Source organism: Pseudomonas sp. SJZ074, assembly GCF_007828215.1.
In the GTDB taxonomy this organism is placed as follows: Bacteria; Pseudomonadota; Gammaproteobacteria; order Pseudomonadales; family Pseudomonadaceae; genus Aquipseudomonas.
In genome coordinates, this window is record NZ_VIUE01000050.1 from 1 (window position 1) to 23706 (window position 23706).

General features: G+C 51.4%; 25 protein-coding genes and 1 pseudogene. 21 read left to right on the forward strand and 5 right to left on the reverse strand.

The window, feature by feature from the left end:
- Positions 1 to 112: 112 nt before the first annotated feature.
- Together FBX99_RS28075 and FBX99_RS28080 are read right to left on the reverse strand one after the other, a co-directional pair.
- Complete coding sequence (locus FBX99_RS28075) at positions 113 to 1594, reverse strand: methyl-accepting chemotaxis protein (RefSeq protein WP_144927187.1); 1482 nt, start codon at positions 1592 to 1594, stop codon at positions 113 to 115.
- 206 nt (positions 1595 to 1800) lie between these two features.
- Complete coding sequence (locus FBX99_RS28080; RefSeq protein ID WP_144927190.1) at positions 1801 to 2607, reverse strand: TatD family hydrolase; 807 nt, start codon at positions 2605 to 2607, stop codon at positions 1801 to 1803.
- Positions 2608 to 2842: 235 nt separating this feature from the next.
- Here FBX99_RS28080 and FBX99_RS28085 point away from each other — a divergent pair, with 235 nt between their 5' ends.
- The 3 genes from FBX99_RS28085 to FBX99_RS28095 all read left to right on the forward strand — a co-directional run bounded on the left by FBX99_RS28085 (position 2843) and on the right by FBX99_RS28095 (position 5355).
- Entirely contained in the window at positions 2843 to 4264 is a 1422-nt protein-coding gene (locus FBX99_RS28085) for a transglycosylase SLT domain-containing protein (RefSeq protein WP_145133723.1), read from the forward strand.
- Between the two features lie 100 nt (positions 4265 to 4364).
- Complete coding sequence (locus FBX99_RS28090) at positions 4365 to 4799, forward strand: DoxX family protein (protein ID WP_144927196.1); 435 nt, start codon at positions 4365 to 4367, stop codon at positions 4797 to 4799.
- A gap of 250 nt (positions 4800 to 5049) precedes the next feature.
- Positions 5050 to 5355, forward strand: coding sequence for a hypothetical protein (locus FBX99_RS28095; RefSeq protein ID WP_047701552.1), 306 nt, complete (start codon positions 5050 to 5052; stop codon positions 5353 to 5355).
- Here the strand turns inward: FBX99_RS28095 and FBX99_RS28100 are convergent.
- Positions 5342 to 6229, reverse strand: a complete 888-nt coding sequence (locus FBX99_RS28100; RefSeq protein WP_145133725.1) for a hypothetical protein — start codon at positions 6227 to 6229, stop codon at positions 5342 to 5344. The two genes, FBX99_RS28095 and FBX99_RS28100, sit on opposite strands and share 14 nt — an antisense overlap.
- 136 nt (positions 6230 to 6365) lie before the next feature.
- Positions 6366 to 6695, reverse strand: a pseudogene (greB, locus tag FBX99_RS28105) (transcription elongation factor GreB); the annotation flags it as partial.
- A gap of 400 nt (positions 6696 to 7095) precedes the next feature.
- Here greB and FBX99_RS28115 point away from each other — a divergent pair.
- Positions 7096 to 7275, forward strand: a complete 180-nt coding sequence (locus tag FBX99_RS28115; protein WP_145133727.1) for a hypothetical protein — start codon at positions 7096 to 7098, stop codon at positions 7273 to 7275.
- 61 nt (positions 7276 to 7336) lie between these two features.
- Here the strand turns inward: FBX99_RS28115 and FBX99_RS28120 are convergent, their stop codons facing one another.
- The gene (locus tag FBX99_RS28120; protein ID WP_144927208.1) at positions 7337 to 7840 is read right to left on the reverse strand and encodes a MarR family winged helix-turn-helix transcriptional regulator; all 504 of its coding nucleotides are present in this window, start codon (positions 7838 to 7840) and stop codon (positions 7337 to 7339) included.
- A gap of 382 nt (positions 7841 to 8222) precedes the next feature.
- Here FBX99_RS28120 and arsQ point away from each other — a divergent pair, with 382 nt between their 5' ends.
- The 17 genes from arsQ (at position 8223) to FBX99_RS28210 (ending at position 23327) form a co-directional block, all read left to right on the forward strand.
- Positions 8223 to 9446 carry an arsinothricin export permease ArsQ gene (arsQ, locus tag FBX99_RS28125; RefSeq protein WP_145133729.1) on the forward strand — a complete coding sequence of 408 codons (1224 nt, stop codon included), beginning with the start codon at positions 8223 to 8225 and terminating at the stop codon, positions 9444 to 9446.
- 116 nt (positions 9447 to 9562) lie between these two features.
- Positions 9563 to 10834 (forward strand): arsinothricin biosynthesis radical SAM protein ArsL, encoded by a 1272-nt coding sequence (arsL, locus tag FBX99_RS28130; RefSeq protein ID WP_144927214.1) that lies wholly within the window; start codon positions 9563 to 9565, stop codon positions 10832 to 10834.
- Between the two features lie 19 nt (positions 10835 to 10853).
- Complete coding sequence (locus FBX99_RS28135) at positions 10854 to 11867, forward strand: hypothetical protein (RefSeq protein WP_144927217.1); 1014 nt, start codon at positions 10854 to 10856, stop codon at positions 11865 to 11867.
- Between the two features lie 51 nt (positions 11868 to 11918).
- Positions 11919 to 12758 carry a phosphate ABC transporter substrate-binding protein gene (locus FBX99_RS28140; RefSeq protein WP_218570565.1) on the forward strand — a complete coding sequence of 280 codons (840 nt, stop codon included), beginning with the start codon at positions 11919 to 11921 and terminating at the stop codon, positions 12756 to 12758.
- Between the two features lie 7 nt (positions 12759 to 12765).
- Positions 12766 to 13605, forward strand: a complete 840-nt coding sequence (gene pstC / locus FBX99_RS28145; RefSeq protein WP_218570876.1) for a phosphate ABC transporter permease subunit PstC — start codon at positions 12766 to 12768, stop codon at positions 13603 to 13605.
- Positions 13592 to 14455 carry a phosphate ABC transporter permease PstA gene (gene pstA / locus FBX99_RS28150; protein WP_218570563.1) on the forward strand — a complete coding sequence of 288 codons (864 nt, stop codon included), beginning with the start codon at positions 13592 to 13594 and terminating at the stop codon, positions 14453 to 14455. Before pstC ends, pstA begins: the two co-directional genes overlap by 14 nt.
- On the forward strand, positions 14446 to 15291 hold the full coding sequence (locus tag FBX99_RS28155; RefSeq protein WP_178112110.1) for a phosphate ABC transporter ATP-binding protein: 846 nt from the start codon (positions 14446 to 14448) through the stop codon (positions 15289 to 15291). The genes pstA and FBX99_RS28155 overlap by 10 nt, the downstream gene beginning before the upstream one ends.
- A 39-nt stretch (positions 15292 to 15330) precedes the next feature.
- Entirely contained in the window at positions 15331 to 16395 is a 1065-nt protein-coding gene (locus FBX99_RS28160) for a methyltransferase domain-containing protein (RefSeq protein ID WP_144927223.1), read from the forward strand.
- Positions 16396 to 16429: 34 nt separating this feature from the next.
- The gene (locus FBX99_RS28165) at positions 16430 to 17086 is read left to right on the forward strand and encodes a class I SAM-dependent methyltransferase (protein WP_145133732.1); all 657 of its coding nucleotides are present in this window, start codon (positions 16430 to 16432) and stop codon (positions 17084 to 17086) included.
- A 58-nt stretch (positions 17087 to 17144) separates the two neighbouring features.
- Positions 17145 to 18404 carry a cytochrome P450 gene (locus FBX99_RS28170; RefSeq protein ID WP_145133734.1) on the forward strand — a complete coding sequence of 420 codons (1260 nt, stop codon included), beginning with the start codon at positions 17145 to 17147 and terminating at the stop codon, positions 18402 to 18404.
- A 16-nt stretch (positions 18405 to 18420) separates the two neighbouring features.
- Positions 18421 to 19230, forward strand: coding sequence for an alpha/beta fold hydrolase (locus FBX99_RS28175; RefSeq protein ID WP_144927232.1), 810 nt, complete (start codon positions 18421 to 18423; stop codon positions 19228 to 19230).
- A gap of 116 nt (positions 19231 to 19346) precedes the next feature.
- Positions 19347 to 19850, forward strand: a complete 504-nt coding sequence (locus tag FBX99_RS28180; protein ID WP_144927235.1) for an arsinothricin resistance N-acetyltransferase ArsN1 family A — start codon at positions 19347 to 19349, stop codon at positions 19848 to 19850.
- Between the two features lie 275 nt (positions 19851 to 20125).
- Positions 20126 to 20479 (forward strand): metalloregulator ArsR/SmtB family transcription factor, encoded by a 354-nt coding sequence (locus FBX99_RS28190; RefSeq protein ID WP_144927237.1) that lies wholly within the window; start codon positions 20126 to 20128, stop codon positions 20477 to 20479.
- A 49-nt stretch (positions 20480 to 20528) separates the two neighbouring features.
- On the forward strand, positions 20529 to 20999 hold the full coding sequence (locus tag FBX99_RS28195; RefSeq protein WP_144927240.1) for an arsenate reductase ArsC: 471 nt from the start codon (positions 20529 to 20531) through the stop codon (positions 20997 to 20999).
- 17 nt (positions 21000 to 21016) lie between these two features.
- Positions 21017 to 22078 carry an ACR3 family arsenite efflux transporter gene (arsB, locus tag FBX99_RS28200; protein WP_145133736.1) on the forward strand — a complete coding sequence of 354 codons (1062 nt, stop codon included), beginning with the start codon at positions 21017 to 21019 and terminating at the stop codon, positions 22076 to 22078.
- Between the two features lie 4 nt (positions 22079 to 22082).
- Positions 22083 to 22799, forward strand: a complete 717-nt coding sequence (arsH, locus tag FBX99_RS28205) for an arsenical resistance protein ArsH (protein WP_144927246.1) — start codon at positions 22083 to 22085, stop codon at positions 22797 to 22799.
- A gap of 12 nt (positions 22800 to 22811) precedes the next feature.
- Positions 22812 to 23327 carry a cyclin-dependent kinase inhibitor 3 family protein gene (locus FBX99_RS28210; protein ID WP_144927250.1) on the forward strand — a complete coding sequence of 172 codons (516 nt, stop codon included), beginning with the start codon at positions 22812 to 22814 and terminating at the stop codon, positions 23325 to 23327.
- Positions 23328 to 23706: the final 379 nt, after the last annotated feature.

Sequence of the window (23706 nt, forward strand, 5' to 3'; positions counted from 1 at the left end):
ACCGTCCAAGGCCAGGGCGGCCGAGGACAGTGAAGATTTCCAAAACTCGGTATCCGGTAGATCGTAAGGCCGCTCCGCTTAAGTGAACAGCATTATGGCAGGTCCGGGTTTTTCAAAGCTTGAGCTGCCCGATCGCCTTGCTCAGTTCGCCCGCCAGGGTCGCCAGTTCATGACTGGTGGTGGCCGAATCCACGGTCTGGCGCACGGTGTTTTCAGTCACGTCGCGAATGCCCACCACCGCCCGGTTCATTTCCTCGGCCACCTGGCTTTGCTGCTCGGCCGCGACGGCAATCTGGGTATTGCTTTCGCGCATCTGGGCCACCGCCCCGGTGATCTGTGCCAGTGCCTCGCCGGCCTCGCGGGCCTGCTGCACGCAATCGTCGGCCTTGTAGGAGCTTTCCTGCATGAAGTCCACCGCGTTCTGGGTGCCCGCCTGTAGGGCTGACACCATGGTGGTGATTTCATCTGTGGAGATTTGCACCCGTTTGGCGAGGTTGCGCACCTCGTCGGCCACCACGGCAAACCCACGACCCATTTCCCCGGCCCGCGCCGCTTCGATGGCGGCGTTGAGAGCCAGCAGGTTGGTCTGCTCCGCAATGCTGTGGATCACACTGACCACGCTATTGATCTTCTGGCTGTCTTCGGCCAGGCGCTGGATCATTTCGGCGGTCTGCTGCACCCCGGAGGACAGGCCGGTAATTGACAGCTCCACCCGATTGACCACCTCGCGTCCATTGCCGGCCAGGGTGTCGGCGGCCTTCGACAGGTCGCGAGTGGCGCCGGCATGTTGGGCGATGTGATACACCGTGGCGGACATCTCATTGATCGCCGTCGCCGCCTGATCGGTTTCGCTCTGCTGCCCAAGCATGCCGTGGCGAACCTCGCTCATGCTCGAGGCCAATCGTGCCGCGCCACTGTCCAGTTGGCGGGCGGTGCTGGCCACGGTATCGACCACCCGTTGATAACCGGCCTGCATGGCATTGAATGCGGCGGCCATCTGGCCTACTTCATCCTCACAGGCCAGGGGAACGCGGGCGGACAGATCGCCGGTTTTCTCCACATGCAGCATCACGTCCTTCAGGGTGTTGAGCTGGCTCAACAGGAAGCGGATCAACAGCTGCGACGCGCCCAGCATGGCCAGCATCAATACGAATACCGCCACGGCGTATTGGCTGAAACGTTCGCCGAACACCTGGCTCAGGCTTGCACCCTGCGCCAGGACGGCAAGTTGTTGGCCGTTGCCGCGTTGTATGACTTCAGCGCCCAGCAACGGCTGATGACCGATGAGCGGCCTGAGATCCAGATCGACCCAGCCCTGCGCCTGCGCCAGTGAAGGCAACGACTGAGCGTTGAACGTGGGCGCCTGGCCTTGCTGGAAAGCCAGCAGGTTATCGGCCTTGGGCAGCGCTTGCCCGGCCGGCCAGGCGCTGAGCAGGCGCGCCTGGGCCTGGGCATTCTCCCGGGCCGCCTGATTGCGGGCCTGTTGTTCAAGCTGCACCGCGTAGAGCACGAGTAGCAAGGTGGTCACGAAGGCGACCGCGTTGACCGCCCAGAATTTGTATTTCAGCGAGATGTTGCTAAGCCAGGCACCCATGGAAGGTCTTCTCTGATAGCGGAAACAGTTTTGGCAAGGTGCCATTATTCTGCCGCTATTTCGGAGACTGAAGTTTTGATGTGGGTCAACAAGCAACGCAGTTCTCCTGTGGGAGCGAGCCAGCTCGCGATAGCGGAGTGTCAGCCACTGACTTGCAAGCTGACACACTGCTATCGCGAGCAGCTCGTCCCACAAGGGATATGGATTCAGGAGATCGTGGGCAACCCGAAAAACGCCCGCGCGCAGGCTGTGCTGTGAGCCGCCAGCTCTTCCTGGGTTTCACCCCGATGCAAGGCGATTTCCCGCAAGACTTCCGTCAGGTAGGCCGGCTCGTTGCGACCGTTCTTGGGTTTGGGGCGCAAGGTGCGGGGTAGCAGGTAGGGAGCATCACTTTCGAGCATCAGCCGCCCGCGAGGGATCTCGCGTACCAACGGATGCAAATGCGTGCCCCGGCGTTCATCGCAGATCCAGCCGGTGATGCCGATGTGCAGATCCAGGTCGAGGTAGTTGAACAGCGCCTTCTTCTCACCGGTAAAGCAATGCACCACCGCAGCCGGCAGACGGTCGCGGAAATCTCGCAGGATCTCCAACAAGCGCTGGTCGGCGTCGCGTTCGTGAAGAAAGACCGGAAGTTGCAGTTCGGCCGCGAGGGCGAGGTGTTCTTCCAGGACCTTCTCCTGTTGTGGGCGAGGGGAGAAGTCCCGGTTGAAATCCAGTCCGCATTCTCCCACCGCACGGATGCGGTTTTGCTTCAGCAGGTCCTTGAGGTGCCGGGCGCTGTCGGCGGTCCAGTCGCTGGCGCTGTGGGGATGGATGCCGGCGGTGGAGAACAGGCGTTCGCCGCTCTCATCCAGCTGTTGGCAGAGTTCAAGCGCCTGTTCGCTGCCCTCGATGCTGGTGCCGGTCAATACCAATTGGCAGACCCCCGCTTCATAGGCGCGCTCAAGCACTGCCTGGTGTTTGTCAGCGAAACTGGGGTTGGTCAGGTTGACGCCGATATCGATGAGTTGCATGGTGCTACCTCGGCCCAAAGGCCGGAAAGCATATCAGAGCTGTAGATTTATAAGAAAAGCCAAGAACTACAACGAGTTGAGGCTGTCTGTTGAGGCCACGAGACAGGTCGGGTTGGTATAAAAGCCATCGCTGTGCCAGTCTTGCGCACTTTTCAGCGCCCAGGTGCTCTGTTTCTGTCGACCCAAGCCTCTTTTTTCAGGAAGGCGGGCGCGCGGTATTCCTTCCGGAGAGTGGATGACACGTCCCCAGGTGTTGCTACTGCTGTGCTGCTCACTGCTGCTGCCGATGCCGGCCGAGGCACGGCTGCCTGGGCCGGTGCAGGCTGTGGCGCCGGGGACGGTGCGCGACTTGGCGCAGATCCGCAGCAGTCGCGTACTGAAAGTATTGGTCAACCAAAGCCGCAACAGCTCCGGGGAAGTCCAGGGGCAACCCATCGGCGTCGAATATCATCGTTTGCGGGCATTCGAACACTACCTCAACGGCCACGCCCGGGATGGCCAGGAAATCACCCTCAAGATCATTCCCAAGGCCAAGGACCAATTGCTCGGTGCCCTGCAGCGAGGAGAGGGCGACCTTGTCGCGCCGGGCGAATTGCTCGAGCCCCTGGCCAGTCACGCGGTCAGTGCCAGCGATCCGATTCGCAGCGGCGTGCCGCTGATGCTGGTGGGCATCAAGGGGGAGAAGCGCTACACCCGGGTGGAGCAGCTGTCCGGCAAAACCCTGGCCTTGCCCAACGGCAGTGCGGCGGGGGATGCGGTGGGCCAGATCAATCAGAAGCTGGCGCTGCTCAAGTTATCGCCGGTGAAGATCGAATGGGTCGACCCCACCCTGGCGGTGGAGGATGTGCTGGAAATGGTCCAGGGCGGGATTTTCCATCTGACCATTGTCGAGCAACCCATCGCCGAACGCTGGGGCAAGATCTTGCCCAAGCTGCGTTTCGATCGGCAGTTGCTGATCGGTGAGCCGGATAACGAACATTGGTTCGTTCGCCGCGACGCCGCCATGCTGAGAGCGAGCATCAACGGCTTCCTGACGACCTACAAGGCACCGTCCAACGAGGACGCGGCTTTCCTGCGCATCTACCGCCGTTTGTACCAGGTTCATTATCCGCTGGCCCGGGCCGACCGCCAGCGGCTGGAGAAGCTGCGCCCGGTGCTGCAAAAACATGCCGAGGCCCAGGATATGGACTGGCTCAACCTGGCGGCCCTGGCTTTCAAGGAATCCGCCCTGCAACCCAGCGCCCGCAGCGGTAGCGGCCCCACTGGGCTGATGCAGATCACTCCGGCGGCGGCTCAGCGGGTCGGGGTTGGCAACATTCAGAACCTGGACGCCAATGTCCAGGCCGGTGCGAAGTACCTGGCCATGATTCGCCGCAAGTTTTTCTCAAGTCCCAAGCTCAACGAGCGTGAACGCATGGCTTTTGTGCTGGCCGCCTACAACATGGGGCCCGAGCGCGTCCAGGGCATGCGTGCCGAGGCCCGGCGGCGGGGATTGAACCCCAACCAGTGGTTTTTCCAGGTCGAGCGCATTGCCATGGAGCAGGTAGGAATGGCTGCCGTCAGCTACGTTAATAGTGTGAACAAATACTATCTGGCGTTTGATCGGGAGCGGGAGTCGTTGGAACCGAAGGAGCAAAAGGTTGCACTGCGCAAATGATCCAGTAAATAGATTTGTATGACGGATTTTTTGCGCTTTTTATATAAATTTAACTGATTAATATGGCGGCCAACCCCACACATTCCAAGGAAAATGAACCATGAGCTCCTTCATCAATAAAATCCTGTCTACCCGTGCCGGCTACGGCCTGACCGTCCTGCGCATCGCAGTTGGTGTCATTTTCGCGGCTCACGGCTCGCAGAAGCTCTTTGGTCTGTTCGGTGGCTACGGGCTGGCGGGGACCGCGCAGTGGATGGAAAGCATCGGCCTGACACCTGGTTACGTGATGGCCACATTGGCCGGTGGCACCGAGTTTTTTGCCGGGCTGGCATTGATCGTGGGCCTGCTGGCTCGTCCGGCGGCACTGGGTCTGGCCTTCCTGTCTCTGGTGGCTATTTTCTCCGTGCACATCGGCAACGGCCTGTTCATGGCGAACAATGGTTATGAATTTGCCCTGGCGTTGCTGGCCGCGAGTATTGCGGTACTGATCGAGGGCGCCGGCAAGCTGTCGATCGATCGCGCCATCGCCGGCTGATCACCGAGTCGAACCCTCGAAGGCCCGTCTGGTACGGGCCTTTTTTGTGAATGCAGATTCTTGACACTGGCCCGTCGGCTTCTCTAGGATGCTGCTCATGCGCCGATTTAAACAGCTACTTGCGGGGCGCCAGGTGACTCACCCAGTCATCGTCAGAGGCCTGAAACAGGCTTCGAAATACCGCTAAAGCGCTGGTTCGGTGTTGCCTCTCACCTGCCATGCAGACTTTTTGAGGCAGAGACACGACACGATGAATGCACCCAGCCCCCTTGTACGTCTTGCGCCGATCACGGCGAGTCTTCAACGCAATCCAAAAATCCTCTTGGGCGGTACCCATCAGCCAACGCTGTTGCGTTATCTCGACGGCTGGCCGCGGCGCAGCCACGGGCCCGCAGCGTTCCTGATTCAGTTTGTCGAAGATGGCGAGTCCCTGGCACGTTTCGCCAACGACAGCTTCGATCTGGCGGTCATCCAGTCGCCCAGCGCGGCGGATGCTCCTGAAATGATCCGGCAGTTGACCCGCGTGGCGCGGCAAGGGCTGATCACCCGGCGCTGAAGCTGCCTGCCTTGGCCAACGCCTTGAGGCCGTTGGCATGCATGCAGTTGAATACAATCCGGCTGCGGGTCGACCAGTCAGTGTTGATGATGTAGAAGCGCTGAATATAGCTGCTACTGTCCCTGGACTCGAACCACTCATCTATCTTTTTACTGAAGTCATCGGGAAGATGAAAGGGCAATGCGTATTTGGCGCATTGTATCGAGCGCAGTACGAAGTCGGGTTTATGCCTGGCCGATTGCTCATCCATGAATGCCTTCAAGGCAGCGGTGGAGTTCAGGTTTTTACCGCTCCATTGATGCTCCACACCTTTCCAGTACTTTGCCCTGACGTGGTGATTGTAGGAAATCACAACGGTTCTCTCCGGACGATGGGTCCATATATCTTCCAGCGTTGAACGGCGCCACTTCCGAGGGATCAGCCGTTGTCCGATTTTCGAATCGATCAGGCTGTGCAACTCCTGGTGGATGGCCCGGTTGAAATGCTTGAATTTATGAAAGTTCAGGATAACGATTTCCCTTGCCCTCGTGGCCTTGTACTCGGGGTCATCGTAAAAATCATTTAATGGAGCCAGAACGTCACCGCCCACCGTGCGTCCAGAAGAGGCGTGGTGAAACAGTTGGAAGCGCTTGTCACTGCCGACGGGGGCGTTGGCGGAGAACACCACGCGCAGGTCGAGCACGCGAAAGCCTGCCAGGATCTGTTCGATGATCGGTACGTCCTGGGTTTTTTCCTGGGGCAGCGTAGGGTTGGGGGCTTTTTTGTCCGCGCCGGAGTCATGGGTGCCGGGCAGAATCAGTTCGTCGATACGCAGTTTGTATAACTGGGGGGTGTTGTACATCCAGCAGTCCAATCCATGGTGGGTAGCCTTCATGATTATTCATCCTTGAATAATATTTTGAGCGAAAGGCGCGAGGCAGCGCGCGCCGTTCATTCTGCGCAGCGCTGTCATCTTGTCAAAGGATCAAGTTTGCTGGGATGTTTCGAGGCGGACGGGTCTTATCGGCGGGTCATGGATAAGTGATGTCCACGACATAGACCAGCTTCTCGCCTGTCGGTGTCTGCACCCTGACTTCAGCGTCCAGTGCCTTGCCGATCAGTGCCCGCGCCAGCGGCGAATCGATGCTGATCAGGTTCTGTTTCAGATCCAGCTCATCGGGCCCGACGATACGATAGCGGGCCTCGTTACCGTCCTCATCCTCGACCGTGACCCAGGCGCCGAAATACACCTTGTTCGGGTCGCTGGGTTTTTCGCTGACGACTTTGAGTGCTTCGAGGCGCTTGGTGAGGAAACGGACGCGGCTATCGATTTCCCGAAGCATTTTCTTGCCGTAGGTGTATTATAACCCCACATCAAAACATACTATTTATCCCCTAAACCCCATCTTTTCCTCAAAAAAAACCCTTCCTTTTTTCAGAGAGAGCATGAATAGTACCTCTAACTACATAATATCTAGTATGCGAAAATGGCCTACGTACTGAAGGTAAAGGCGAGGTACCGGAACGACAAAACGGGTCGGGAAGTTAGATTGCCTGCACTTATTACTGAGAGCGGGTTGCTGATTTCTCATCTGAGATACCTGGCGACCAAGCTCCACAAAGGACAGTCTTGGCGAGACACATTGCCTGCATTGACCTGATCGGTCGGCTTGAACACGGCATTCCGATTTAACGACTCGTCCTCCGTCAAATGAACTCCATGCCATAGAGAAGTGCCCTGAATTGTCGAGAGGTGATCTGATGGTGCTCAAGATTCTAGACTTGCTGGCCGCAGACATCGACGAGCATCCGAAACGATTGAAGGCTGTCGATTCAGCGCATGCTCGCCCACATCAACTCTGCGGTTCAGTAATCTCGCCTTACGAAACAGTGGTCTTCGTGACGCTCGACGAGTTTGGGTTTGGAGCAACGCTAAACTGACCTTCCTCCACAATGCGCTCGATAGCGAAACTTGAATAGGGTAAGCCCTGCGATGATCGCACTATGAACAACTGACCTTTGACGGAGTGGGGCAACAGCTTTTTACTAGACCACAGCGGATTTCCGCCGCCCTGGTGAGCTGTTTGATGAGTGCTAAGGAGGCTTTTCTGACCTCCGGTGAAAGATTCGCGATCATCGCGCTCTCTTCGGCTACAAGGTCGATTCGGATTTTCTGATAAAGCTCTTCACCCGCTTCTGTGGCTCGTATCTGAATGGCCCGTTTATCTTCCTGATCAACAGATCGCTCGACGTAGCCTTTGCGTTCAAGAGTATCGATGACCCGACTCGCCGTGCTTTTATCAAGAAACATTTCCTCCGCCAATGCCTGCATTCGTAATGGCCCCTGTTTGATCAGCGTCTCTACGGCGTAGCACTGAGTGACGGAAACGTCATAGCAACAGATTCGGTCTCTGTCTCTAAATTGATAGACGCGTACGAGCTGATTCACTGCCTCAAATAGATTTTCAGCATCACTGATGAGGTCGGTATCGGTGCACTGGGTCATAAATTTCTCTTCTGTTGTTACTACCAACAGTAGCTTTCAAGGGGTTTAGCTGCAACCACCAATACGGGGGTTGACATTTCTCAAATTGGATCCCTATATTAGTTGCAGGTACCAACAAACGTGTTCGGCGAGGTCGATTGATCGCCAATTGATTCTGGCTTAGGGGGGGGGTGTAGAGATTTCTAACCGAATCCTCCGCAAAAAATAACAGAACGAATGCTGGAAAACCCATCGTGCATGGGCCGGTAGAATCGTCGGAAAATCATGTCACTTCCTGCAGTCTGCCGATTTTCGACCTCATGCTGGGTTGTTTTGAATACGCAGAAAACGTGCCCCTAGCGTAATCGCTGGGTAGATCATCGAATCGTGCAAGGAAGCGATCATGTCCGAATTGGAACTCAGTGCCCAGTCCGCCCCCTCCTCAATTCGTAGCTCGATAGCCAAGGCTTTCTCCCTTCCGTTCCCTGTTTTTATGATCGTGTTGACTGTCGCTCTGGGGTTAGTGGGCGGGCTGGGGAACAGCGAAATAGTCTCTGTGTTGATCACAGGATATGGGAACAACCTCGGCTACTTTTGCATTGTGCTTCTCAGCGCCTTCTACCTTGCTGCCTGGTTAAGTCATGGACAGGATCTTTACCTCGGTAAGGCAGGGGTCGTAATGTCTCCGTTAATGGGGGCAGGGATGGTATGCCCTGACACCGCATATGCGGCCCTATCTCCGTTGGCTGGTCGTTATAGAACCGCGATCGCGGTCGGCAGCTACAGTGGCTTCAAGTTGTTGATACCTGCCGGGCCGCTGATAATCGGCCTCGGTGTGGGGGCAAACGTCGAAGATCATCGATTGATTGTGCTGGGTCTAATCCTGATGGTGACGACTTTTGTGGCGGGCATGATTTGGCTCCGCTTGGTAGGCGACCATTCGGATGCCATAGAAGCCTCCCTGAGCGAGGGTAGGGACTTTCATTGGTCTAGTTCGTCCAGGCTACTGTTTCCTCTCGCATTGCTATTTGCGCTTTTGTTCACTGGCTACTTCGGTAAACTCTCCACAGTTCCGATCATTGGTTTTTTTACCGCTCCAGCCGGTGCACTTCTGACATCAGCTATTGTGGCTTACCTGCTGACTAAGCAAGAAAACCGTAAGCCCATGCTTGATTCAACAATCAGAAGAACAGCTAATCTTCTATTTATAATTGGTTGTGCGTCCGCGCTAGGGCACATGCTTGCGCGTGTTGTGCCTGCCGGATATGCCGTCGAAATAGTCACGGGTGTAAAGTCCGCATCGCTAATGTTGATCGGGCTGTTTTCAGTTGCGGCTATTTTTAAGATCATAAATGGATCATCCTTGGCAACATTTTCAGCCCTTCCTCCGATACTCGCCCCTGTCTTGGCTAACACAGGAATAGACTTGATACCTGTTGTGTATGCGATCTGCCTGGGATCGTTTGTAGCCATTTTGCCTAACGACAGTTTTTACTGGTTAGTGCGAAATGACGCATTTGCGAATGGCAGCACCATAAATTATGTAAAAACAATAACAGGCGCCTCGATCTTTCAAGCTTTTATAGGCCTCTGTGCCTTGTGTGTGATAACCGCCCTATCTTTCTAGCAAAACAATAAATGCTGCCTCCTGATCTTGTTAGGAGGCACGTACAGTTGTGTCGGAAATTACTTGCAATGTATGAGTTGTATGGATATTAACCTCAATTGCGTGGGGGTATGGAAATGAAATTAATAGTGGCAACAACATTTGAAGGTGGTTACCAACCTCTTACCGCGATATCTGCGGCTACGGCACTTATCGATGCAGGTTTTGATGTGCAGTTGGTTGATGTCTATGTGGAGGGGCTAGTCGAGTCGATGTTTTCTGACGCGGATATAGTTTGCATTTCTGTTCCGTTATTCGATTCGTTGCAGGCGGGTATACAACTTGCGGATAAAATCAGTGAGTGGAATCCTAAAGCGATAAAGGTTTTCTTCGGCCAATACGCAACCATCAACGCCGAACGTCTTACTGGCAAATATAGTGAATACACCATAGTAGGGGAATGGGAAGTTCCTCTGGTGAACCTGCTAAAAAGGCTCAATGGCCAGGATGCCAGCCTGGCGGGCATAGTAGATATCAAAAAGCTTGAGTCGAAGGAAATAGTCGTTCCCTTTTTAGAGAGAAACAATTTTCGATTGCCGAAGCGTGAGATAGCGCCTCCGCTCTTTAAGTACCCTCAGCCCCAAATCGATAAACTTCTCGGTTCGAAACAGATCGTAGGTGGTATTGAGGGAACCCGTGGGTGCCATCATAAGTGTACGTATTGCTCTGTCTACGCTGCTTACGACGGTAAAGTGTTGATGGTGTCTAGTGAGTTAGTAGAGCGAGACACGGATGCGTTAGTAGAGCAGGGGATGACTCATCTTACCTTTACTGATGCGGATTTTTTTAATGCCAAGCACCACGGCTTAGCCATAATGCGCAGACTGCATGAGAAACACCCAGGTCTGACATATGATTTCACTACGCGTGTCGATCATATACTGGAAAATAAAGAGACCATCAAGGAAATGGTTTCTTTGGGATTGGCATTCATTACCACCGCGCTTGAGTTTCCAAAACAAGAAGTATTGGATCAGGTTGTAAAGGAAATGGATATGGATATGATCGAAGAGTCCATTGCCTTTTTGCTTTCGCTGAATATTAAGGTTAATCCCACCTTTATTATGTTCAACCCTTGGGTGGGGCTGGAGGATATCGCAGGATTTCACGATTTCGTCGAAAGGAATCAGCTGGCAGATATAGTCGACCCGATTCAATATGAAACCAGGCTCCATCTCTACAAAGGTTCGCCGCTGCTTCAGAATGAAAGTGTTAAGAGTTTAGAACTCGAAGAGCACGAGTTTCATTTTGACTGGAAACATCCTGATAGTCGACTGGATACGTTGTATGCCCAAAGTCTGACTCCAGTTGAAGAAGGAGTTTTCAAACGCTGCTGCCTCAAATGCTAACAGTGGACTTTGGTGAGTTATGAACAAGTCGCTCGCGCTGCGCCAAGCAGCTTTGAAAATTGCAGGTCAAGGGGTTGGTGGTTTTGATCTGAGTCTACAATCCAACTGGCGGGAGACGCTGGAACCCCTTGTCGGAAAATTTATTTGTTCGGCGTTGAGCCCCATGCTGGTAGGGCATAAGGGAAGTGAGGAGTTACAAGTTGCAATACGGAACCTACAGCCAGGTGCTAAACCGCTTATAGCCGAGCCAGCAGTTGATTGGAGCGAAAATCCTCAGGTTGCCGATGAGTTATTGCGCTCGTCCAATATTGCGGACTATCACGACCTGATTCGCTTGCAAAAAGAGATCAAGCGTCTTTCAAGCGAGAATCCTCTTGCCAAGTCAGAAAATCATGACAGGCTTTACGTCTGCTTCACTCTGAATGGTGTTGAGCCCAACGAAACGAAAAAGTTACTAAGTGAGTGTTACCGGGTACTAAATCGAAACGGTACGTTGATGATGCTGGTACTCTTGGCTGACGAGCGTCATGATCGATTGGAGATAGGGCCTGTAAGATCATATCCAATCGTACAAGCCCCTACTGAATCTGCTATCTCCGAACTGCTGGAACAGGAAGGCTTTCATGGTATTACTTACCATCAATTAAGCGATCTTCCTCTGCAGATCACCAATGGTGTCGAACTTAAACCTTTCGTGATTAATGCTTATAAAGGGAAGTCCGGGCCTTGTTTCGAGCAGGGGCATGCCGTCTTATATCGTGGCCCCTGGCTTCAGGTCTGTGACGATGACGGCCATGTTTATCGCAGAGGAGTGAGAACCGCCGTTTGTGCTAAAACCTATAACCTCCTATTAAGAGCTCCCTATCAGGGGGAGTTTGTCGGCCTGCCTTGTTATAACGCACCTCCATTAGAGAGAGCTCTTTTATTCGACTGCAATACGCCAGCGATACGAGATCCTGCTGTCACAAAGGGTGTTAAGCCTTTGACTGATCAAGGGAGTTGCTGCGCATCAGATGATGGAAATTGTTGTTAGTGGTAGGCACTCAAATCTCAAATCAACGGACGAAAAAGATAAGGGCGTTTTATGGCTATCGCACAGAAAATAAAGTGGTCGTTGGTAATGGCGCTGATGGCAGTAGCAGCAGCAGTTTATGTGAGTAAGGCCCATACAACCCAGAAGGTCAGTGAAAAAATAGTAATATCAGGTTCCAGTACTATAGCGCCTCTGGTCGCAGAAATTGCGAAGCGCTACGAGCGTGATAATGCTGACGTTCAAATTGATGTTCAATCAGGTGGTTCCTCCCGAGGGGTTGCGGATGCTCGTAGCGGTCTCGCAGATATTGGAATGGTTTCGCGTGATCTAAAAGCATCAGAGCGTGAACTTACTGACTACCCGATAGCCCGTGACGGCATCGCAGTCATTATCCATAAGTCGAACCCCATTCAGGAATTGTCGAAAGAGCAAATACGAAATATCTATCTTGGACAAATAACCAACTGGAAGGAGCTTGGTGGGGCGGATATGCCTATCACGGTTGTCAACAAGGCCAGTGGGCGCTCTACCCTGGAACTGTTTGCGGAGTTCATGAATCTTGAACCGGCAGATATCAAGGCAAATATCGTAATTGGTGAGAACGAACAGGGTATAAAAACCGTGGCGAACAGCCCTGGCGCGATAGGGTACGTTTCGATCGGAACCGCAGAATACAGCGAGCGTTCAGGAACTGCGCTTAAATTGATTTCACTGGGAGGGCAGGTGCCCTCTACACAGAATGTAGCCGACAAGAAGTATGATCTTTCCAGGACACTTAATTTAGTGACGAAGGGGAAGCCCAGTGTCGCAGTGTCGCATTTTATTGACTATGTCCAGTCAGCCGCAGTAAAAGATCTGGTTGAGGAGCAGTACTTTGTCTCCCTTAAGTAGAAACGGAGTGACAACGATCTGCTTCCTCGTGTGCGGCATGACATGTGTTTTTATAATGTTTTTGATGTTGGTCTTTATATTTGACCAATCGTACAGTTTTATGAAGTCAATAGGGATTGAAAGAGTCTTTACCGACAAAACGTGGAATCCAGATTCAGGTTTTTATAATTTCGTACCCATGATTATGGGGACGGTGTTGGTGAGCGTAGGCGCGATAGTGATCGCAGCACCGATAGGTTTAGGCATAGCGATTTTTTGCAATTTCTACGGCGACAGATGGGCAGCTAGATTTTTTGAGCAGTTGCTCGCGTTGCTCGCAGGTGTTCCATCAGTTGTATATGGGCTGTGGGGATTGATGGCAGTCACGCCGATCATCTATAAAGTTAAACCACCAGGTGCAAGTTTGTTAGCAGGGGTTTTGATACTTGCGTTGATGATCATCCCCACTGTTGGCTTAATCGCAAAGGAGAGTATAGGGCGTGTGCCTGCCTCCATAATAAGTGGAGCGGCTGCTTTAGGGCTTTCGAGGGAAAAAATCATTTTTAGTGTCGTTCTTCCGTCGGCGCGTGCAGGACTATACGCGGCCGTGACGTTAGCCTTAGGCCGCGCACTAGGCGAAACAATGGCGGTGTTAATGGTTACAGGGAACGTTGTAAAAATCCCGAGCACTATTTTTGATCCGATTAGGACATTGGCTGCAAATATCGCATTAGAGATGGCTTATGCAGCAGATGTTCATAGGTCGGCGCTATTTGCGAGTGGACTTGCGCTGATGCTTTGGGTGATTGCACTCGTCTTGATGTCGAGTTTCTTTAATCCCAAGGAGGTGATGCGTGAAATATCGTAAACTTCCGACGAAAACTGGCACATTGCCGACGGCCGTAGTGTGGGGTTGTGCTGGTTTAATTGTTTGTGTCTCCGTCGCCATGTTGGCGGATATTTTGATAAATGGAGTATCACAAATAGATTGGGCGTTCATTACCCAGCCGCCAAGCGATAGCGGGAGGAGTGGAGGTATTGGCCCCATATTGGTTTCGACCGTGCTCATCTTATTTGTGTGTCTTTGTACTGTTATACCTATAGGGCTCGGAGGAGCTATCTTGCTGGCAGAATATCTCCCCAGTGCATCCCCGCTTGGAAGAAGCTTTCGAGCAACCCTGGAAGTATTGTCGAGCATCCCCTCTATCGTTTTTGGATTGTTTGGAAATATATTGTTTTGCGATCTATTAGGGTTGAAATTTTCAATTCTTTCAGGAGGGCTGACCTTAGCGTGCATGGTGTTGCCAATTTTTATAAGGTCGACTGAACAGTCGCTGCAGTCAATCTCCAATACTTATCGCTACGGGGGGGCTGCGCTAGGGATGAATAAAACGGAAGTGATCTTCCGGATACTAGCGCCGGCAGCGCTGCCAGGAGTCACTGTAGGTTTATTGATCGGAGTAGGCAGGGCACTTGCAGAAACCGCAGCCCTTATATTTACGAGTGGTTACGTAGATAGAATGCCATCTTCGCTACTCGACTCTGGACGCTCGTTGTCCATTCATATTTACGATTTGTCGATGAATGTTACAGGGGGAGACTCCAATGCTTATGCCACTGCTTTCATCCTGATTGTACTTATCGTTTTGATTAATTGTTTAACTATTGCGATGAAGGATTTATGGATGCGTCAGAGAGGGGATATAGAATGTCTATAAAATTAGAGTTCAGCCGCTCTTTTATCGATGGCAATGGTGCGAGCGATTATGTCAATGCAGAGGTCACTCCCCTCCTCGCGTTTGAAGTCAGTGACTTGACCGTGGCTTATTCGAATAAGTCAGTATTGTCTCGTGTTAATCTAAATATTCCCAAAGGGGCAATTACAGCTTTGATAGGCCCATCAGGGTGTGGAAAGACGAGTTTTTTGAATTGTCTGAATCGAATGGTGGATCTCATTTCTGGTTGTTCTGTAACAGGGCGAATTAATTATAACTCGCAAAATATCCTTGAGGAGCGGCATGACGTTATCGAATTGCGTCGCCGCGTTGGAATGGTATTCCAGCGGCCGAATCCGTTTCCTACAACGATTAAGCGTAATTTAGAAATAGCGCTCTACCAAGCAGGTTTCCGAGGCGCCGAAGAAACTCACGCATCGATGGAGGTTCAGTTGCGCAGAGTCGGTTTGTGGGAGGAGGTAAAGCATGACCTTAATAAACCTGCTACTCGACTGTCCGGAGGGCAGCAGCAGCGTCTCTGCATCGCAAGAGCGCTTTGCTTAAGCCCGGATGTCTTACTGATGGATGAACCCTGCAGTGCTCTAGATCCGTTATCCAGTGCGAAGGTCGAAGAGCTTATAGCGAGCCTAAAAGAGCAGTGCACTATCGTTATAGTTACTCACAATTTAGCTCAGGCACGCAGGATTTCTGATCATTGCGTGATGTTCTGGATGAATGGAGTCTCAGGCCAAATTGTCGAAAGTGGGGCAACAGAGTCATTGTTTAGTAAGCCACAGCACGTTGTCACTGCTAGTTATATAAGTGGTGCGCTTGCATAATTTATTAATTTAATCAGCGGTATAAGCAGGAGTAAGAAAATGACAGATCATATCGGAATTTCCGTCCGCGAAGATTACGCTGCCCTGGCTGAAAAGCGCGCAGATGCTCTCCTTGCGTCTCAGACCCAAGTGGTCTGCTGCAGTGAAGCATATGATGTAAATCTTATGAAAAAAGTGCCTAAAACGGTGGTTGAAGCAGATTTTGGGTGCGGAAATCCTACCAAGTACATCCGTCCAGGGGATGTCGTCTTGGATCTGGGCTGTGGGGCCGGTATGAATTGCTATATCGCAGCTCAAATTGCTGGCCCTTCAGGTTCAGTTATTGGTATCGATTTCAACGACGCTATGCTCAGCATTGCTCGTAAAGCCCTGCCTGAATTCTCAGCCAGCGTGGAAGCCGCACCATTGGCATTTCGCATGGGATCTGCGCACGATCTGGCCCTTGACCTTGACCAAGCAAATGATTATCTGCGATCAAATGCGCCAAGTGATGTAGTTGGTATTCAAAAATATCAAGATTTGGCTGATAAGCTACGCCATGAGAAAACGCTCATCGCGGATAACAGTGTTGATGTGGTCATTTCAAACTGCGTCATTAACCTGTTAGCAGATAAAGATAAGAACCTGGTTTTTCAGGAAATCTTCCGTGTACTGAAGCCGGGGGGGCGGTTTGCAATTTCGGATAACGTTTCAAATATCCCGGTGCCGGAGGTGGTAAAAAATGATGCGATGCTCTGGTCGGCATGTTACGCGGGTGTACTTCAGGAGCAGCAGTTCTATTCAAGTCTGGAGACTACTGGTTTCGTGGGAATCACAATTGAAGTCAGAAATGATGATCCCGCAAAAATTATCGAAGAGCTTGAGTTTTATTCCATTACTGTGACAGGTGAAAAGCCACTAAAAAGTTGTGGTGTTGATACTCCAAAGGTTATGTACAAAGGGCCTTCAAAAGCCATTGTTGGGGATAGTGGGAAAATGTACCGTCGCGGTGTTCCTGATACGCTGTCAGTTGCTGATCGGTATCTGATTTCATCTGACGGCCCATTTTATATTTTGGATTCCGAGGCCGTTAATCAAGCGCCTGCCAAAAGCTCGTGCTGCTAGTCATTCAATATCTGGCTGAATTGGAGAGTTAGTCATGTCTGTGAGTCCTGAAAAAAAATCGGTTAACGGAACGTCCACTCGTGCTTTTTTTAATGAAAGATCAGCTCATTGGAGTGAGGAGCGGAAGACATATTTTTCGGATGATGTCCGCTCCTATGTGGTCGATTTAGGTAAGTTTCAGGCAACAGATATCGTCATGGATTTTGGTGCAGGATCTGGTTTTTTGACTGAGGCTTTGCTGGAAAATGGTTTGAGTAAAGTAATAGTTGCGGACATTAGCCCTAGTATGCTTGCTGAAATAGAAAAGAACCCACGCTTAGGTGGTAAAGTTGAAATGCGTATTGCTGAAGAGAATGGACTTCCTGCCCAGGAAGCTGAGCTTGACGGAATCGTAACAAACATGGTTCTTCATCACCTGACCTCGCCGGCACAGTTCTTTATTGATGCTAAAAAAAGTTTGAAACCGTCCGGAAAGCTGATCGTGACCGACTTAATAGAACACACTCAGTTCGACTTTCAAAAAGAACAGCATGATCGTTGGCCGGGGTTCAGTGTCATGCAGATTGAGGACTGGATGAGAAATGCCGGTTTCTCATCTTATACCACCGGGATGGTGGGTAAAAAATGTTGTGGTAGCGTCGTAGGGGCCGCTGGTGGTTTTGACGTTTTTTATGCTTTAGGCGTCCGATAAGTTAGTGTTTTAATTACTGTTTTCAGCTTAACCGCTACTAGGATTATGGAGAATCACAATGAATACTCTCAGTTCGATCCGATCACCAGAGACTGCCATTCACTACAATGTTTTGTCAGATGAGTTTAGAGCGAATCCTTATCCTACGTTCCAATGGTGGCATAAGAACGAAGGCATTTTTTATGATGCTCAACAAAAATATTGGGTTGCTTTCAAATATGACACCGTTAGGAAGCTGTTAAGAGATCCAGCATTGACGGTGGAGAGGTATGTAGAGTCTCCCAGTGGTGATGAGCTTTTTTATGATGAAAAAATCAGAGAGATGCTTTCAATATGGATGTTGAATAATGATGGTGAGAAGCATAAACAGGCTCGGAACTCGTTAATTCCGTTGTTTACAACTCGTGCCTTAGCAGATTACGAAACACTTATTCGTGAGCAGGTTGCGAGTGCGTTAGATGTTTTTGATTCGGGCAACAGTGCTACTGAGATCTATCAAGAAGTAGCGTTTCCTCTACCAGCAAAAATTATCATGTCAATTATGGGGTTGGGCGAGCTTACCGAAAATCGGTTGAAGGATCTTCAGCGGTATTCGGATGTTATTTCTACTTATGTAGGTAGCGCTGGCAGAGCGCCAGGTTGTATTAAGCCGACATATGATGTGCTTATGGAGTTCTGCGATTTACTTATGGGGAGCCTGGAAAATCGTCCCGCGAATTTCGATAAGACGTTGACAGCGCGTCTTATTGAGATTTATGGAGATGGAACTACCCGGGAAGAACTGCATGCTACGTTGTCGAATATTATTTTATTTATTGTTTCTGGCTTTGAGACTACCACAAATTTGATTCTCAATACGTTTATGGCTCTCGCAAAGAACCCGGATATAGAAGGCGCTCTTAGGGAAAATCCAAGCTTGATCGATTCATTTGTGGAGGAAACGTTGCGGATATACCCTCCTGTTAACCGAACTGCCAGGAAGGCGCGTGAAGCGATTGAGATCGATGGCGTCCGTATTAGTCCGCAAGACCTGGTTATCTTGTTTATGGGGGCAGCCAACCGAGATCCAGAAGTATTTCCTGAGCCGGACTCCTTTAAACTGGTACGTCCCGAGTTGAAGGAAAATCAAGCGCTCTCATTCGGCTACGGGCCACATCTGTGCATCGGTCGGATGCTCTCTCTTTTAGAGTTACGCATTTTTTATCAAGAGCTGCTTGCACGGTTTTCAAGTCTTAATATAGATATTGATACTTTGAAATGGCGTGATAATTCAATATTTAAGGGTATTCAGACGTTAGAAGCATCTCCTTTGAAATAGCTTTGGAGTAGTGGTTATGCAGTATGTGACGAATGATGGTGTTACCATTGATTATGACCGCTTGGGAGAGGGCGAACCGGTTCTCTTTATACATGGTTGGGCGTCCAGTGCTTCTACGTTCAGATACCAGCTGAATTACCTATGCGATGACTTTCTACTGTTAGCTCCAGACTTGAGGGGGCATGGCCGCTCCGCCAAGGTTACTCGGGGCGGGCGAATAAGTCGTCTCGCCATGGATCTTCATGAGCTATTGGAACATGAGGGGTTACAGCGCGTTAGCCTAGTCGGGTGGTCTATGGGCTGTTCCGTTATCTGGAACTATATAGACCTCTTTGGTGAAGGGCGGGTCAATAAATTAGTATTTATCGACGAAATCCCTTTTGTACTTGGAACGTCGTCGATGATGATTGATTGGAGTAATGCGGAATTAGATGTCCGGCCACTCACCAACCTTTATAAGCGATTTATTCCCGAGTTAACTCGTGAAACTGAAACCGCTAATTTCATTTCGAGTATGTTGAAGACCGCTTCACCTACCGAAAGGGAAGAAGTGATCGCGACTGCGAAGTTGGCATCTAGCTTCTCAGCGGCCAATATGATTATCAATAATAATGTGACTGACTGGCGGGATCTCTTCAAACACATAAAATCGCCGACGTTGCTGGTGTCTGGCAGCGCTAGCTTTTTTCGACCCGAGTTTTATGAATGGATGGGACAGCAGATTTTTGATTGTCGGATCGTGACAAAGAAAGGGGCAGGTCACTTTTTGCATCTGGAAGAAGCAGAATGGTTGAATCCTATACTGCTTGATTTCTTGGGCGGCTGAATCACCTGTCTGTTGCAGTGATGGTGTTTATTTTGAGATGTGCCGGGGAGGGATCCCCCTAAAGCTCTAGGAGTAGAGCTAGACTCGCGGCAGACGACCGTAAGGATGAAACATAGATGCCTATTCGCTTAGCCCAGCCTAATGATGCTGCAGCGGTAGCAGAGATTTACAACCAGGGGATTGAGGATCGTACCTCGACCTTTGAGACGTTACCGCGTACAGCTGAGGAGATCCTCGGCCGGATCAACTCAATGGAGCGTTACCCCTATTTGGTGTATGTGGATGAGGAGGGGCGGGTTGTCGCTTGGGCAAATTTGAGCAGTTATCGAGCACGGGCCTGTTATGGCGGAATCGCTGATTTCTCAATCTACATACGCCGTGACGTACGTGGTCGAGGCATAGGAAAGCAGCTGTTGTTGTCTCTTCTTGAAGAGGCCGAGAAACGTGGTTTCTGGAAACTGCTATCACGAATTTTTACCTTCAATACCGCTAGTCTTGCGCTCTGCCGCTCCTGCGGTTTTCGACAGGTTGGGGTCTATGAAAAGCACGCCTGTCTTGAAGGCCGCTGGCTTGATTGCGTGATCGTCGAACACCTTTTTCCAGCCAATCAACCAGAATGAAAGGACAAGCAACTCGCAACGCTGACGGGCGGTTCATCCAAGCTTTACATCATATACGGAGATTCGTATATTCGAGTTTCCGTATATGATTCAGATGCGCCAATGGCGACCAAGTCTCGTGTTCTATTTGTCTGTATGCCAATGCTGCTCGCTCACAGCTAGCCGCAGCTTTGCGGCGTCATACCGACTCGGTAAATTTTGAAGCATTCAATGGCGGCATCATGAACGTATAAAAAAGTGTTCGTGCTCGTGAAGACCAAGCGATGAGATCCGATATGACTATGCACCTGACTCCAACCACCGTCTTCAAATGCCTTGCCGATGAAAATCGCGTACGGATCATGTTGCTCATTGCTCGTGAAGAAGAGCTGTGTGTCTGTGAGTTGACCTGTGCTCTGGATGAGTCTCAGCCGAAGGTTTCTCGACATCTAGCACAATTGCGAACCTGTGGTTTGCTCGCGGATCGTCGCCAGGGGCAGTGGGTTTACTACCGATTGCATCCCGGTCTACCTGATTGGGTTCACTCCATCCTCAGAACCGTGCTGGGTGCGAACGAGCAATGGTTGAGCCCAATCTCAAAACGTCTCAACGCCATGGGTGACCGACCCGAGAGAGTCGCCTGTTGCTGAGTTACTCAACCACTGTTCCCGTGTACTAAGAATCCCTGAGATTTTCCTTATGAAAATTCTGTTTCTTTGCACTGCAAATAGCTGCAGAAGCGTCCTTTGCGAAGCCATGTTTAATCATCTTGCTCCCGATGGCTTTAAGGCCTACAGCGCCGGAAGTCATCCGAGCGGTCAGGTAAATCCGATGAGTTTGAAGACTTTGGAAAAGGCCGGAATACCGACCAAGGATCTTTACAGCAAATCGAATGACGTCCATCAGAGCCTCTCACCAGACTTCGTCATTACTGTGTGTGATAAAGCGGCAGGGGAAGCCTGTCCTGTGTTCTTCGGGCCTTCGACTAAGGCACATTGGGGGCTGGCTGACCCATCTGAGCATATCGGTTCTTCAGAGGAGATTGAGGCTGCTTTCGATGCCACTCTCGTTCAGATTGAAAAACGTATTCAAGCTTTTTTATCCCTGCCTTTGCAGCAACTGAGTGCCGAGCAGCTCAACGCAGAGCTGGCCCTAATTGGTACGTTGTGATGCCCGGAGAGTCGTAGGTGAGCAAAAGTCGTCTTTCATTTCTGGATCGATATCTGACGGTCTGGATCTTCATCGCCATGGCACTTGGTATTGGCTTGGGCAGTCTTTTTGAAGGTCTGCCCAACTGGCTCAACAGCCTATCGGTGGGTTCAACCAACATCCCGATTGCCATTGGCCTGATCGTCATGATGTATCCGCCGCTGGCCAAGGCGAAATACGAAGAACTCCACGAGGTGTTCAAGGACAAGCGCACTCTGACGTTGTCGCTTATTCAAAACTGGGTGATAGGCCCGGTGTTGATGTTTGTATTGGCCATCGTGTTTTTGGCGGACAAGCCTGAGTACATGACCGGCTTGATTCTCATCGGTCTAGCTCGTTGCATCGCCATGGTGTTGGTGTGGAACCAGATCGCTGGAGGCAGCAATCAGTATGTTGCTGGGCTGGTAGCGTTCAACAGCATCTTCCAGATCTTGTTTTTCAGTGTGTACGCCTGGGTCTTCCTCGGCCTGTTACCACCGCTGTTCGGCCTGCAAAGTAGCGTGATTGAATCCAGCTTCGTCGACATCGCCAAGTCGGTGTTGATCTACTTGGGTATTCCATTCCTGGCAGGATTTCTGACCCGAAAAGTTCTGATCACCTGCAAAGGCGAGCGTTGGTACAGCGAGCGCTTTGTTCCGAGGATCAGTCCGCTGACACTCGTCGTGCTGCTGCTCACCATCGTTGCAATGTTCAGCCTCAAGGGCGACATGCTGTTGCAACTGCCGCTGGATGTTGTTCGGGTCGCCATCCCGCTGACGATATATTTCGTAGTGATTTTTTTCATCAGCTTCTGGATGGGTAAGTTGCTTGAAACTGACTATCCCCGCACGACTGCGCTGGCTTTCACGGCTGCCAGCAATAACTTCGAGTTGGCCATCGCCGTGGCCATTGCCTCTTTCGGTCTGGCCTCGCCCGTTGCCTTCGCTACGGTGATCGGCCCGCTGGTGGAAGTTCCAGTCCTGATTTCCCTTGTGGGTGTCGCCCTGTGGCTGAAGCGCCGGTGGTTCGACCAGCCTCAGAGCGTCCCAGTTAAGGAGTGAATTTATGTCCGAAGAATATATCCCCAATCTTGATGTCGATCTGGTTGATGTACCGACAATTGAAAAGCTCGGTAGCGAACTGAAGGCAACGCATAAGCCACGCATGTTGTTGCTTTATGGGTCGACGCGGGCTCGATCTTTCAGCCGCTTGCTTGTCCAAGAAGCAGCACGCTTGTTGGAGCATCTCGGCGCCGAAGCCCGAGTCTTCAACCCATCAGGGATGCCGCTACCAGATGACGCACCAGACGATCATCCGAAGGTGAAGGAACTACGTGATCTGATGTTGTGGTCAGAAGGGCAGGTGTGGTGTTCTCCCGAGCGCCATGGCTCCATGACAGGCGTTTTCAAAGCGCAGATAGATTGGGTGCCGCTGACCATGGGCGCCCTGCGTCCGACTCAAGGTAAGACCTTGGCGGTGATGCAGGTGTGTGGCGGCTCGCAGTCATTTAACGTGGTCAACCAACTGCGTGTGCTGGGTCGTTGGATGCGCATGTTCACCATCCCCAATCAGTCCTCCGTGCCCAAGGCATTTCTTGAGTTCGATGACGCTGGCCGGATGAAACCTTCAGCTTTTTACGATCGTGTCGTGGATGTGATGGAAGAGCTGGTGAAATTCACATTGTTGCTGCGCGAACGCCAAGACTATCTGGTGGATCGATACTCCGAGCGCAAAGAGTCAGCTGAAGAGCTTTCAAAACGAGTTAACCAGCGTTCCATCTGAGGACGATTTACCGTGCAACAACATCCGTACTCTGTGCTTCCCCTAGCGAAAGTCAAAGGCCAACTGATCTTCACCCCATGCCCAGGCACCAAAGGCACACCGTCTTTTGAAGCATTGGAAACGCTAAAGACCGCTGGTGCATCAGCCTTGCTGACACTGATGCCGACCGAAGAGTTGCTCCAGAACGAAATCGATCTGCTGCCAGAAGAGTGCGCATTACTCGGTCTTGAATGGTTTCATCTGCCCGTTGAAGACGACCAGGCCCCAGGCGAGGCATTCCTAGCGGCGTGGGAAAAGCATCGTGATCGGCTCAAGCAGTTGCTGACCGAGGGCAAGAGCATTGCCATTCACTGCAAGGGTGGTTCGGGACGGACTGGATTGATCGCTGCTCAGTTGCTTATCCAGTGTGATGTCCCTTACCAGGAGGCCCTTCGTGAAGTGCAGGCGCTGCGTCCACGCGCCATCCAGCATCCTGTTCATGTTGAATACATTTCCCAATTCGGCCCCGAACAATCGGGCTCCCACTAACAGCACGCGGAGTACATTGGCCGGTTGATCGGGATTGTACTATCAGACTGGGTGTTCCAGCCTACGGGCTGGTCGCTTGCTTTATCTGCCCAGTCTCCAGATATCGGCTGACAACCTGATTGTGGATGGATGTGCGTTACCAATTCAAAGCTTGGTCAGCAAAAATGAGCTGAAGGCTTATTGGGTGATCAAGGAACGCCGGGGGGGCGATGGCAACAACCAAAAGCCATAGACTGAAATCGCCTTAGAGCAAAATGGAATCTGCGAGATCAGTGCAGAGTTCTGTATGCGTCCGGCCATCACGCCTTGCGTGATTAAACCGGCTGCCACCTATGCGGCAGCAACTGATCGACTTCACTCGCACGCTGCGTCGGCAGGC

Bases quoted from the DNA above. Each gene is read 5' to 3' on its own strand.
- FBX99_RS28165 (WP_145133732.1), top strand. From the start codon at position 16,430: ATGTCTGTGAGTCCTGAAAAAAAATCGGTTAACGGAACGTCCACTCGT.
- FBX99_RS28190 (WP_144927237.1), top strand. From the start codon at position 20,126: ATGACTATGCACCTGACTCCAACCACCGTCTTCAAATGCCTTGCCGAT.
- FBX99_RS28085 (WP_145133723.1), top strand. From the start codon at position 2,843: ATGACACGTCCCCAGGTGTTGCTACTGCTGTGCTGCTCACTGCTGCTG.
- FBX99_RS28160 (WP_144927223.1), top strand. From the start codon at position 15,331: ATGACAGATCATATCGGAATTTCCGTCCGCGAAGATTACGCTGCCCTG.
- FBX99_RS28075 (WP_144927187.1), bottom strand. From the start codon at position 1,594: ATGGGTGCCTGGCTTAGCAACATCTCGCTGAAATACAAATTCTGGGCG.
- FBX99_RS28195 (WP_144927240.1), top strand. From the start codon at position 20,529: ATGAAAATTCTGTTTCTTTGCACTGCAAATAGCTGCAGAAGCGTCCTT.
- arsH (WP_144927246.1), top strand. From the start codon at position 22,083: ATGTCCGAAGAATATATCCCCAATCTTGATGTCGATCTGGTTGATGTA.
- FBX99_RS28095 (WP_047701552.1), top strand. From the start codon at position 5,050: ATGAATGCACCCAGCCCCCTTGTACGTCTTGCGCCGATCACGGCGAGT.
- arsL (WP_144927214.1), top strand. From the start codon at position 9,563: ATGAAATTAATAGTGGCAACAACATTTGAAGGTGGTTACCAACCTCTT.
- FBX99_RS28090 (WP_144927196.1), top strand. From the start codon at position 4,365: ATGAGCTCCTTCATCAATAAAATCCTGTCTACCCGTGCCGGCTACGGC.
- FBX99_RS28135 (WP_144927217.1), top strand. From the start codon at position 10,854: ATGAACAAGTCGCTCGCGCTGCGCCAAGCAGCTTTGAAAATTGCAGGT.
- FBX99_RS28170 (WP_145133734.1), top strand. From the start codon at position 17,145: ATGAATACTCTCAGTTCGATCCGATCACCAGAGACTGCCATTCACTAC.
- FBX99_RS28115 (WP_145133727.1), top strand. From the start codon at position 7,096: ATGGTGCTCAAGATTCTAGACTTGCTGGCCGCAGACATCGACGAGCAT.
- FBX99_RS28180 (WP_144927235.1), top strand. From the start codon at position 19,347: ATGCCTATTCGCTTAGCCCAGCCTAATGATGCTGCAGCGGTAGCAGAG.
- FBX99_RS28100 (WP_145133725.1), bottom strand. From the start codon at position 6,229: ATGAAGGCTACCCACCATGGATTGGACTGCTGGATGTACAACACCCCC.
- FBX99_RS28140 (WP_218570565.1), top strand. From the start codon at position 11,919: ATGGCTATCGCACAGAAAATAAAGTGGTCGTTGGTAATGGCGCTGATG.
- arsQ (WP_145133729.1), top strand. From the start codon at position 8,223: ATGTCCGAATTGGAACTCAGTGCCCAGTCCGCCCCCTCCTCAATTCGT.
- FBX99_RS28175 (WP_144927232.1), top strand. From the start codon at position 18,421: ATGCAGTATGTGACGAATGATGGTGTTACCATTGATTATGACCGCTTG.
- FBX99_RS28120 (WP_144927208.1), bottom strand. From the start codon at position 7,840: ATGACCCAGTGCACCGATACCGACCTCATCAGTGATGCTGAAAATCTA.
- FBX99_RS28155 (WP_178112110.1), top strand. From the start codon at position 14,446: ATGTCTATAAAATTAGAGTTCAGCCGCTCTTTTATCGATGGCAATGGT.
- FBX99_RS28080 (WP_144927190.1), bottom strand. From the start codon at position 2,607: ATGCAACTCATCGATATCGGCGTCAACCTGACCAACCCCAGTTTCGCT.